The sequence below is a fragment of the Hymenobacter coccineus genome (assembly GCF_001816125.1).
In the GTDB taxonomy this organism is placed as follows: Bacteria; Bacteroidota; Bacteroidia; order Cytophagales; family Hymenobacteraceae; genus Hymenobacter; species Hymenobacter coccineus.
The window spans coordinates 18,477-29,187 of record NZ_MDZA01000405.1; the positions used below are offsets into that span (position 1 = coordinate 18,477).

At 64.5% G+C, this 10,711-nt stretch carries 11 protein-coding genes; 7 read left to right on the plus strand and 4 right to left on the minus strand.

Going from position 1 to position 10,711, the window contains the following annotated elements; genetic code table 11:
• Positions 1-5: 5 nt before the first annotated feature.
• Entirely contained in the window at positions 6-671 is a 666-nt protein-coding gene (locus tag BEN49_RS18435) for a DUF3823 domain-containing protein (RefSeq protein ID WP_070745915.1), read from the plus strand.
• Between the two features lie 237 nt (positions 672-908).
• Complete coding sequence (locus BEN49_RS18440) at positions 909-3,542, plus strand: M14 family metallopeptidase (protein ID WP_070745916.1); 2,634 nt, start codon at positions 909-911, stop codon at positions 3,540-3,542.
• Between the two features lie 77 nt (positions 3,543-3,619).
• Here the strand turns inward: BEN49_RS18440 and BEN49_RS18445 are convergent, their stop codons facing one another.
• The 4 genes from BEN49_RS18445 to BEN49_RS28710 all read right to left on the minus strand — a co-directional run bounded on the left by BEN49_RS18445 (position 3,620) and on the right by BEN49_RS28710 (position 5,402).
• Entirely contained in the window at positions 3,620-4,270 is a 651-nt protein-coding gene (locus tag BEN49_RS18445) for an NAD(P)-dependent oxidoreductase (RefSeq protein WP_070745917.1), read from the minus strand.
• Positions 4,271-4,395: 125 nt separating this feature from the next.
• Positions 4,396-4,830 (minus strand): Rrf2 family transcriptional regulator, encoded by a 435-nt coding sequence (locus BEN49_RS18450; protein ID WP_070745918.1) that lies wholly within the window; start codon positions 4,828-4,830, stop codon positions 4,396-4,398.
• A gap of 21 nt (positions 4,831-4,851) precedes the next feature.
• Entirely contained in the window at positions 4,852-5,214 is a 363-nt protein-coding gene (locus BEN49_RS18455) for an MmcQ/YjbR family DNA-binding protein (RefSeq protein ID WP_070745919.1), read from the minus strand.
• A gap of 14 nt (positions 5,215-5,228) precedes the next feature.
• Entirely contained in the window at positions 5,229-5,402 is a 174-nt protein-coding gene (locus BEN49_RS28710; protein WP_193415838.1) for a DUF6728 family protein, read from the minus strand.
• 219 nt (positions 5,403-5,621) lie between these two features.
• Here BEN49_RS28710 and BEN49_RS18460 point away from each other — a divergent pair, with 219 nt between their 5' ends.
• The 5 genes from BEN49_RS18460 to BEN49_RS18475 all read left to right on the plus strand — a co-directional run bounded on the left by BEN49_RS18460 (position 5,622) and on the right by BEN49_RS18475 (position 10,475).
• Positions 5,622-6,302, plus strand: coding sequence for a response regulator transcription factor (locus BEN49_RS18460; protein ID WP_070745920.1), 681 nt, complete (start codon positions 5,622-5,624; stop codon positions 6,300-6,302).
• The gene (locus BEN49_RS18465; protein ID WP_070745921.1) at positions 6,302-7,576 is read left to right on the plus strand and encodes a sensor histidine kinase; all 1,275 of its coding nucleotides are present in this window, start codon (positions 6,302-6,304) and stop codon (positions 7,574-7,576) included. Before BEN49_RS18460 ends, BEN49_RS18465 begins: the two co-directional genes overlap by 1 nt.
• 162 nt (positions 7,577-7,738) lie before the next feature.
• Positions 7,739-8,851, plus strand: a complete 1,113-nt coding sequence (locus BEN49_RS18470) for an MFS transporter (RefSeq protein ID WP_239692000.1) — start codon at positions 7,739-7,741, stop codon at positions 8,849-8,851.
• Positions 8,782-9,084 carry a hypothetical protein gene (locus BEN49_RS29760; protein WP_239692001.1) on the plus strand — a complete coding sequence of 101 codons (303 nt, stop codon included), beginning with the start codon at positions 8,782-8,784 and terminating at the stop codon, positions 9,082-9,084. The genes BEN49_RS18470 and BEN49_RS29760 overlap by 70 nt, the downstream gene beginning before the upstream one ends.
• A 68-nt stretch (positions 9,085-9,152) precedes the next feature.
• Positions 9,153-10,475, plus strand: a complete 1,323-nt coding sequence (locus tag BEN49_RS18475) for a dicarboxylate/amino acid:cation symporter (protein ID WP_070745922.1) — start codon at positions 9,153-9,155, stop codon at positions 10,473-10,475.
• Positions 10,476-10,711: the final 236 nt, after the last annotated feature.

Sequence of the window (10,711 nt, forward strand, 5' to 3'; positions counted from 1 at the left end):
CTCCTATGAAACGACTCGTATTAACACTGCTGGCCGGGCTGGGACTGCTGGCCGGTTGCACCAAGGACAACATTGCGCCGCCCGACGCGCAGCTAAGTGGGCGCATCACCTACCAAGACCAAGCCCTCAACGTGCGGGGCGGCGGCAACGTGCAGCTGGAGCTGTGGCAGCGCGGAGAATTTTTCCGCAACAAGATTCCGGTGTACGTGGCCCAGGATGGCAGCTACTCGGCCACCCTCCTGCCCGGCGAGTACAAGCTGACCCGCCTGCGCGACAACGGCCCCTGGGCCAACAACACCGACAGCATCACGGTGCAGGTGCAGGGCAACACGGTGGTGGACGTGCCCGTGCAGCCCTACTTCACCCTGGGCACTGCCACCATCGCCAAGTCGGGCAGCAACGTGACGGCCAGCGTACAGGTCAGCCAAGTCGGCACCCGCGCCCTCGACGGGGTGGTACTTTTCCTGAGCTATACCCAGTTCGTGGACGTGTCCAACCAAACGGCGTCATCCACTAAGTCGGGGCCCGATGTGGCCGACCTTACCCAGCCCATTAGCCTGACGACGGCCATTCCATCCAGCGCCAAGGGAGCCGTTTACGCCCGCGTGGGCGTGCGCATCCAAGGAGTGGGCGAGCTGCTTTACTCGCCCGTGCAGAAGCTTGATTTGTAAGCGCAGGGGCCCCTCGGGGCAATGAAAGAGCCCCGCCTCAGTAATGGGGCGGGGCTCTTTCATTGCCAGGGGCCCTGCGCCGACCGATAATCTGGGGCCCCACGGGCAGCAGGGGCCCCGAGGGCCCCAGAACTATTTTCTGCTCCCGGCGGGCCCCAAAAGAGGGTGGGCAACCGGGCAGATTGCATATTTGCGCCCAGCACCCTGGTTTTTTCTGGGTAAAAAAACATTTTTTCTATGCTTCGTTCTCTACTTTCCGGTGGGCGCACCCTGGGCCGCATCGGCCTAGCGGCGCTGCTGGCCCTGGCCCTGCCCCTAGCCAGCACCGCCCAAACCACCACGCCCCAACCCGCCCCGGCTCAGACCGCCTCGGCCGACGCCGCGGGGCCCCTGCTCACCCCCGACCAGTTCCTGGGCTATGCGCTGGGCAGCCAGTTCACGCCCCAGGCCGACGTGCTGCGCTACGCCGCCCACGTGGCGGCCCACGCGCCCGGCCGCATGAAAGTGGTACCCTACGGCAAAACGTACGAGAAGCGGACCCTGGAGGTCATCGAGATTGCCAGCGCCGAAAACTTCGGGCAGCTCGACGCCATCCAGCGCAACGGGCGCCGCCTGGCCAGCCTCGAAAGTGGCACCGCCAGCCGCCAGATGCCGGCCGTGTGCTGGCTGAGCTACAACGTGCACGGCAACGAGGCCGTGTCGTCGGAAGCCGTGATGCAGGTACTCTACGACCTAGCCAATCCCCAGGACCAGCAAATCCAGGATTGGCTGAAAAATACGGTGGTCATCGTCGACCCCTGCGTGAACCCCGACGGCCACGACCGCTACGCCAACTGGTACAACCGCGTGCGCAACCAAAACCCCAACGCCGGCCCCGACTCCTGGGAGCACCACGAGCCCTGGCCCGGCGGCCGCTATAACCACTACTACTTCGACCTGAACCGCGACTGGGCCTGGCAAACCCAGCAGGAAAGCCGCCAGCGCATCGTGCTGTATAACCAGTGGCTGCCCCAAGTGCACGCCGACTTTCACGAGATGGGCCCCAACAACTCGTACTACTTCTCGCCGGCCGCTAAGCCCTACCACGCCGACATTACGCCCTTCCAGCGCAAGTTCCAAGGCATCATCGGCGACTACAACCGGGCCGTGTTCGACAAGAACAACTGGCTGTACTTCACCCGCGAAACCTACGATTTGTTCGCCCCCACCTACGGCGACACCTGGCCCAGCTTCAACGGCGCCATTGGCATGACGTATGAGCAGGGCGGCGGGGGCCCCGCCGGCGTGCGCTACGCCCGCCTCGACGGCGACACCCTTACGCTGGCCCAGCGCATTGCCCACCACCACGCCGCCAGCCGCGCCACCCTCCAGGCCACGTCCGAGCGCCACGACGACCTGCTGCGCGAGTTCCAGGCCTACTTCACCACCGCCAAAACCAAGCCCCAGGGGCCCTACAAAACCTACGTGCTGGCCTCCGGCAACGACCCCGGCCAGCTGAAAATGCTGACCCAGTACCTCGAGCGCCAGCAAATCAGCTACGGCTTTGCACCCAAAAAGCTCAAAACCCGCGGCTACAACTACGCCTCCGGCAAAACCGAGGACGTGGAAATTGCGCCCCACGACGTGCTCGTGAGCATGTACCAGCCCAAATCGACGCTCGTGAAGGTGCTGTTCGAGCCGCGCCCGCAGCTGGAGGATTCGCTCACCTACGACATCACCTCCTGGGCCCTGCCCTACTCGTTCGGGGTAAAAGCCTACGCCCTGGCCCAGCGCCTCGACGCCTCGGGCCCCACGCCCACCCCAGCCGTGGTGAAGGGCAGCGCCGCCGCCCCTACCGACAAGCCCTACGCCTACCTAGCCCGCTGGAACAACTTGCAGGACGTGCGTTTCCTCAGCCAACTGCTCCAGCAAAAGGTGAAAGTGCGCTTCGCCGAAAAGGATTTTGAGGCCGAGGGACAGAAGTACGGACCCGGCACGCTCATCATCACCCGCACCGGCAACGAGGCCCTGGGGCCCAAATTCGACCAGCTTGTGCGAGCCCAGGCCGACTCGGCGGGCACGGTGGTGCAGGCTGTAAAAACGGGCTTCTCGACCACCGGGCGCGACCTGGGCTCGGGCACGGTGCACTTTGTGAAGCAGCCCACGGTGGCCGTGGTGGCGGGCCCCGGCATCGACGCCACTGCCTTCGGCGAGGTGTGGCACTTCTTCGAGCAGCAGCTCGGCTACCCCATCACCGTCCTCGGCACCGACTACCTGGCCCGGGCCAACATGGCCAAAATTGACGTGCTCATCCTGCCCGACGGCAACTACGCCGACATTTACCCCGACAAAGCCCTCGAAACCCTCAAGGCCTGGGTGCGCGGCGGCGGCAAGCTCATCGCCATGGAAGGCGGCATGAAATTTCTGGCCAACAAGAAGGATTTCCTGCTGAAAGCCAAGGCCGCCGACTCCGTGGCCCTTAAAAAGGAGGAAAAAGCCAACCCCTACCTGCCCCTGCGCCGCTACGGCAACGCCGACCGCGAAGGCACCGAGGACCAGGCCCTGGGCACCATCTACCGCGTGCAGCTCGACAACACGCACCCGCTGGCCTTCGGCTACGGCAGCACCTACTCGGCCCTCATCCGCACGCCGCTCAGCTACCGCTTCCTGGGCAAGGGCGGCTGGAACGTGGGCGTCCTCAAAAAGGACGGCTACTACTCCGGTTTTGCCGGCACCAAGGCCCGCAAGGAGTTGGTGGACACGCTGGTACTGGGCGAGCAGGACCTGGGCCGCGGCCAGGTCATTTACCTTGGCGACAACCCGCTATTCCGCGCCTTCTGGCAGAGCGGCAAGCTGCTGTTCAGCAACGCCGTGTTCCTGGTCGGGCAGTAGCCCCGGGGCCCTACTCCAATAAAAAGCCCCGCCGATGCGCATCGGCGGGGCTTTTTTTGTGCGCCCGGTTGGGGCCCCTAGTAGGCCGCCGTGAAGCGCTGCTTGCTGAATTTGTGCTGCTCCAACTCGTCGAGCAGCACCACGGCCACGTCTTCGCCCGACATGATGCTGCGGCCCTCGGCGTTGAACACCGGGCTGTCGGTGCCCAGGCGGTAGTGGCCGGTGCGGCCGGTGTCGACGCCCTGGTGCATTTCGATGGCCGGACTGAAGAAGGTCCAGTCGAGCGTGGTGTTTTGCTTCAGCACGTTCAGGTAGTCGCGGGCCGCGGTGGCACCGGGCTTGATGGCGGCCGGGAACTGGGGCCTGTCCACCAGTTGCTGGCCGTCGATGAAGAGGCTGCCGGCCCCGCCGATGACCACCAAGCGCGGCACCCCCGATTGCTCGGCCGCTGCTTCAATGTCCTTCGAGCCCGCCAGCGAGTCGGCGTAGATGTTGGGGTTGTCCCAGCCCGGGTTGAAGGCGCTCAGCACCACGTCGTGGCCGGCCAGCTGCTGGGCCAGGGCCCCTACCTGGGTCACGTCGCCCTGTACCACGGTCAGGAGGTCGTTGGTTTCGGTGAGCTTAGCGGGGGTGCGCACGATGGCGGTTACCTGGTGGCCGCGCGTCAGGGCTTCGCGCAGCAGGCTGGCACCAACAAAGCCGGTAGCGCCGATGAGGGCAATTTTCATGTCAATCAGTTAACTGGGTGAATGATTATGGCTAAAGAGCCAGCGGATTGGACTGCGCCGGCCACAAAACTGTGAAGCCAAAACTAATTGTAACTGCAATTGTTACAATAAGCATCAAAAAAAACTCACGTCGCGACTGGCAAAGCCAGATCTACCACCACCTGGGCCAGCGTCACACGAGCTAGCTCACGCTCCAGTGCCGTTTGGGCACGCGCCAGCGTGGCATCCAGCGCCGCCTGGATGTTGCGACCCACGGCGCACCGCACGTTGGGCGAGGCGTGCACGTGGAACAGCTTGCCCTCGGCCACTACTTCCACAGCCCGGTACACGTCGAGCAGCGAAATGCTGGCCGGCGCCAGCCGCAGAAACGTACCGCCCGCCGCCGCACGCACCTCCACCAGCCCCGCTTTTTTGAGCTGGCCCAGGATGCGGCGGATGACCACCGGGTTGGTGTTCACGCTGCCGGCCATGCGGTCAGAGGTCAGCAGGGCCGCGGGGTCTTGGCACGCTAAGAGCGAGAGCACGTGCACGGCTACGGAAAATCGACTGCTGATTTGCATGGTACGCGGGGGCCCGGGGGGCTATTCTTCGAGGGCGCGGGCCAGTTCGGCCCGCGCGGCTTTGGGCAGCGCGGCGGCCACCAGTTGGTACGATTCAGCCGTCCAAGCCCGCACCTTGGCGTCGGGGGCCCCGGTACCGAGGAGCACCGTGTTCCAGTGCTTTTTGTTCATGTGGAAACCGGGTAGCACGTAGTCGTGCTGCTCGCGCAGTTCAGCGGCCCGCTCGGGGTCGCACTTCAAATTGACGCTGGCAAAGGTCTGCAAATCGGTGAGGGCAAAGATTTTGCCGCCCACCTTAAACACCAGCGTGTCGGGGCCAAACGGCGTTTCTTCCGTAGCGCTCGGCAGGCCTAGGCAGTAATCGCGGAAGTCCTCAATATTCATTGCAACCGGTTGGTTTACATCACGTAACGGAAGAACATGATGACCAAGCAGACCAGGAACATCGCCAAGCTGAGCTTGTTGATGAAGTGCATGGTTTTGAGGTTGAAGTTGGATTTGCGGGCGGGGTCGTTCTTGCGGAAGAAATATCCGAAGGCGGGGCCGAAATTAAAGAGGTCTTTACCGTTCATGGCGGGGCAAGTTAGGGGTCGGTAAAGTAACACCGGGGGCCCCAGAAAGATTGGCGAAACGCCAGATTTATTGCGACTTTTTGGAGTCCGGCGCCGGGCCACCCGCCGGGCGAAGCTGCCCCCGGCCTACTTTTACCGCCCGCTCCTTCCGCTGCCCGTTCCGGGGCCCCCAGGGCCCCGGGCGGCGCCTTCGTCCCACCCCGCGCCCGGCCGCCCGCCATGAAAATCCTGTTAGTTGAAGACCACCCCGAGCTGGCCAAAAGCATTGCCGGCTACCTCGCGCAGGAGCACTACATCTGCGAGGTGGCGAGCACCTTCGACGGGGCCCGGGAGAAGCTGGCGCTGTTTACCTACGACTGCGTGGTGCTCGACATTATGCTGCCCGACGGCAACGGCATCAACCTGCTCAAGCTGCTGCGCAAAGAAGGCGTGGAAAGCAGCGTGATCATCATCTCGGCGCACAACGCGCTGGATTTCAAGCTGGCCGGCCTCAGCGAAGGCGCCGACGATTACCTCACCAAACCGTTTCCACTGCCCGAGCTGCACGCCCGCATCAAGGCCATCATGCGCCGCCGCAGCCCGCACAAAAACAACCTCGTCACCTTCCAGGACCTGAGCGCCGATTTAGAATCGATGGAGTGCCGCCTCAACGGCAAGCTTCTGAACCTCACCCGCAAGGAAACTAACCTGCTGCTGTACTTCATCAACAACAAGGGCCGGATGCTGACGCGCCAGGCCATTGCGGCCCACCTCTGGGGCGACTACACGGATAATCTCGACAGCGTGGACTTCGTGTACCAGCACGTCAAGAACCTGCGCAAGAAAATAACCGACGCCGGCGGCAAAGACTACATCAGCACCGTGTACGGCTTCGGCTACAAGCTCAACGCGCCCGACTGATGAAGCTGAACTACCGCTACACGGTGGCTTATGCGGTCATCACGTTTTTCGTGCTGAGCCTCGGGTTTGCCATCGTGTACGCGGCCCTCTCGCGCAGCGTCACGCAGGCCACGCTGGGCAAGCTCGAACACCTGAACGAGGTGGTGGCCGCCCAGCTGCGCAGCGGGCGCGACTATGCCCGGCACCCGTCGCGGGCCAACGTATTAGTGAGCGCCGTGGGGCCCCGCGAGGCCGTGCCACCGGGCCCCGTGGCGCAGGTGCGCAACGAGTGGAACCCGGCGCTGCAAGCCGAGGCGGCCACCGTGCGCCTCACCACCTACCCCGTGGCGGGCGGGCGGCGCTACCGCGTGGTGAGCCACGCGGCCGTGGTGGAGCCGCGCGACGTGTACCTCACCGGCCTGGTGCTGGTGTTTGCCTGGACGTTCGTGTTTTTGCTGGCCTTGGTGGTGATTCTCAGCGAGGTGCTGTCGTGGCGCATCTTGCAGCCGTTCAACGCCACGCTGCGCGGCATCCAGCGGTTTCAGCTGGGCCAGCCGGGGGCCATCAGCTTTCCGCCGAGCCGCACCACCGAGTTCAACGTCCTGAACGAGTTCCTGACCCGCATGACGGCCCGCGCCCAGAGCGACTACCAGGGCCTCCAGGAGTTTTCGGAGAACGCCTCGCACGAGTTGCAAACGCCCATCGCCAGCATCAAGGCCAAAATTGAGCTGCTGATGGATTCGGAACTGGGCGAGGCACAGCTGCGCACGCTCACCACCATGCACGACGAGCTGGAGCGGCTGGCCAAAATCAACCAGGCCCTCACGCTGCTGGCCAAGCTCGAGCACTTCGAGCCGGGCCCCGGGGCCCTGGCCGACCTCAGCCAGCTGGTGCCGGCCACCGAAGCCGCCTTCGCCGACCTGGCCGAAATGAAGGGCCTGGCCACCGCGCTGCACGTGGCGCCCGGCGTGCGCGTGCCGCTCGACGGGGCCCTGGCCCAGCTGCTGCTCAATAACTTGCTCAGCAACGCCATCCGGCACAACCGGCCCGGCGGCGAAATTCGCATCACCCTCACCCCGGCCGCGCTGCTGCTCGAAAACACCGGCCACGCCCCTACCGCACCCGTGGCTGAGCTGTTTGGGCGCTTCAAAAAGGGCAACGCGGCGCTCGACTCCATCGGCATCGGGCTGGCCATCGTCAAGCGCATCAGCGAATTGTACGGCCATCAGATCAGCTACACCTACGCCGAGGGGTGGCACCGCATCCAGGTGCTTTTTGCACCCAAGGCGGAATAAATTGGCCGGTGCAGATCAAGCAACCGTTTGCAATGCGTTGGAAATTTCAAACAAACGATAACAATAATTTGAAATTTCTTCAAAATTGGGGGTGTGGTTTGTGCAGTGCCAAGCGGTAAGGGGTTCTTTACCGCTGCAAACCTGGCCTCTTTTCCCGCTCCCATGCCCTCCTTCGCCGCCCCTGTTCTTAGCCCCCTTGCCCCGGCGGCGCTGGCCCAGCAGGAGCGGATTTCGCAGCGGCGGCTCAAGGCCATCCTCAGCGGCTCGGTGGGCAACCTGGTGGAGTGGTACGATTGGTACGCATTCTCGTCGTTCGCGCTGTACTTCTCGGCCTCGTTTTTCCCGTCGAGCGACGCCACGGCGCAGCTGCTGCAAACGGCGGGCATCTTCGCCCTGGGCTTTCTGATGCGGCCCATCGGCGGCTGGATGTTCGGGCGCATCGCCGACAAAGTGGGCCGCAAGCAGTCGATGACGCTCTCGGTGCTGCTCATGTCGCTGGGCTCGCTGCTCATCGCCCTCACCCCCACCTACCAAACCGTGGGCCTGGTGGCCCCCGTGATGCTGCTCACGGCGCGGCTGCTGCAAGGCCTGAGCGTGGGCGGCGAGTACGGCGTGTCGGCCACGTACCTGGCCGAAATGGCCACGCCCCGCCGCCGCGGCTTCTACTCCAGCTTCCTGTACATGACCTTGATTGGGGCCCAGTTGCTGGCCCTGGGCATCCAGCTGGTGCTGCAAAAGGTGCTCCTAAGCGAGGCCCAGCTAATGGCCTGGGGCTGGCGCATCCCGTTCGCCATCGGCGCGGGGCTGTCGCTAGTGGCCTTGTACCTGCGCAGCAACCTCGACGAAACCGCGCCCTTCGAAGCCCAGCAGCACACCCCCGACGAGCAGCGCGGCAGCCTCCGGGCCCTGGCGCAGCACCCGCGGGCGGTGGCCACGGTGGTGGGCCTCACCATGGGCGGCACGCTGGCGTTCTACACGTTCACCACCTACATGCTCAAGTTTTTGGTGAACACCGCCCACATGCCCAAAGCGGCGGCCACCAACGTGTGCTTCCTCTCGCTGCTCGTGTTTGCGGGGCTGCAGCCGGCCTTCGGGGCCCTGTCCGACCGCATCGGGCGGCGGCCGCTGCTCATCTTTTTGGGGTGGCGGGCACGCTGGGCACGGTGCCGCTGCTCACGGCGCTGGGGCGCACCAGCTCGCCGGCGGTGGCGCTGGGGCTGTTGCTGGTGGCGCTGGTCATCGTCAGCGGCTACAGCAGCATCAACGCCGTGGTGAAGGCCGAGCTGTTCCCGGTCGAGATTAGGGCCCTGGGCATCGGCCTGCCCCACGCCCTCACCGTGGCCGTGTTCGGCGGCACGGCCGAGTACCTGGCCCTGTGGTCGAAGGGCGCGGGCCACGAGGCCTACTTCTACTGGTACGCCACGGCGTGCATCGCCATTTCGCTGGTCGTGTTCCTCACCATGAAGGAAACCCTGAACTCTTCCCGCCTCAACCACGACGCGGCGTAGCGCGCCCCCCCGCGGGGCGCCAGTTCCGCACCTTTTACTTGCCTTCCCATCCTTTTAATACCCTTGTTATGAAACGGTTGTATTCTAACCTCACCGTGCAGGTGCTCACCGCCATTGCCCTGGGCGTGCTGGTGGGGGCCCTGTTTCCCAAGTTTGGCGCGGCCCTCAAGCCCATTGCCGACACGTTCATCAACCTCATCAAGATGCTGATTACCCCCATCATCTTCCTCACGGTGGTGCTGGGCATTGCGGGCATGGGCAGCCTCAAAAAGGTGGGCCGCGTGGGCGGCAAGGCCCTGCTGTACTTCGAGATTGTGACCACCCTGGCCTTGGGCATCGGCATTCTGGTGGCCAATCTCACCAAGCCCGGCGCGGGCGTGCAGGCCGTGGCCCAGGCCGTGCTGCGCGACGGCAAGAAGACGGAGGAAGCCGCCAAGTTCACCTCCCAGGCCGGCGAGATGAACTGGGTGGAGTTCTTCACCCACATCGTGCCCAGCAACGTGGTGGAAGCCTTTGCCAAGGGCGACATCCTGCAAGTGCTGCTGTTTGCGGTACTCTTCGGCCTGGCCCTCAACCGGATGGGCAAAATGGCCGAGCCGCTGGTGAAGACGTTTGACCGGCTCTCGCACGCCATGTTCGGGGTACTGGCCATGGTGATGAAGCTGGCCCCGCTGGGCGCGTTCGGGGGCATGGCTTTCACCATCGGCAAGTACGGCATTGCCACGCTGCTGCCGCTGGGCAAGCTCATGCTGGTGGTGTACGTCACCATGTTCCTGTTCATCTTCGTGGTCCTCAACCTCATCCTACGCTACTACAAGCTGCGCCTGTGGCCCTACCTCACCTTCATCAAGGAGGAAATCTTGCTGGTGCTGGGCACCTCGTCGTCCGAATCGGCCCTGCCCCGCATGATCGATAAGATGGAGCGCTACGGCTGCTCGCGCTCGGTGGCCGGCCTAGTCATTCCCACCGGTTACTCCTTCAACCTCGACGGCACCAGCATCTACCTGTCCATCGCGGTAATCTTTCTGGCCCAGGCCTTTAACATCCCGCTCTCGCTCACCCAGCAGCTCTCGCTGATTGCCATCCTGGTCGTCACGAGCAAGGGCGCGGCGGGCGTCACCGGGTCGGGCTTCATCGTGCTGGCCTCCACGCTGGCCGCCACCAAGGTCATCCCGGTCGAGAGCGTGGCCCTGCTGCTGGGCGTCGACCGCTTCATGAGCGAGGCGCGCGCCATCACCAACGTCATCGGCAACGGCATCGCCACGCTCGTGGTGGCCAAGAGCGAGGGCGAGTTCGACGAGGCCCGCCACCAGCTGGCCCTGCAAGGCCGCTCGGTGCCCGAAAACGAGCGCCTCGAGCCGGTGGCCGAGCTGCCCCTCGTAGCGCAGTAGCCGGGCCCGCCGGGCCCTTAGGGGCCCCGGGCGTCCGCCCCTTTCCGACGGTTGCTTTTGGCTGCTTTTGCCAGCAGCCGGGCCGCGCTTTGCCCTGGGCGGCGCGGCCCCTGGGCCCCATCGGGCGGGGTATGCCCCGCCGCCGCCCGCTACCCACCGCTTCAAATTCCCCTACCCATCTTCCACCGTTTGCTGACATGACTACTTTTTCTGGCCGCCTGCTACGCCTGCTGGCC